This window comes from Klebsiella sp. K47 (assembly GCF_051858335.1).
GTDB classification, from domain to species: Bacteria; Pseudomonadota; Gammaproteobacteria; order Enterobacterales; family Enterobacteriaceae; genus Klebsiella; species Klebsiella pneumoniae.
In genome coordinates, this window is the sequence record NZ_JBPYUI010000627.1 from 1 (window position 1) to 207 (window position 207).

A 207-nucleotide genomic window follows, 5' to 3' on the forward strand; every position below is an offset into this window, starting at 1 on the left:
GGAGTCGACATCCACACCACCCGTCAGCCGGTCGGTGTCGTCGCGGGTATCTGCCCGTTCAACTTCCCAGCCATGGTCCCGATGTGGATGCACCCGCTGGCCGTTGCTACTGGAAATGCCTTCATTCTTAAGCCAGCATCGCCTACGCCGTCCGCTTCGCTCCTCACCGCGGAGCTCTACAAAGAGGCCGGGCTTCCCGACGGCGTC

Annotated in this window: 1 protein-coding gene; it reads left to right on the forward strand. The window is 63.3% G+C overall.

What is annotated here, in order from left to right; all coding sequences use genetic code 11:
* Window positions 1-207: aldehyde dehydrogenase family protein (locus RRF55_RS29490; protein WP_439419526.1), on the forward strand; the 207-nt coding region annotated here is incomplete at both ends.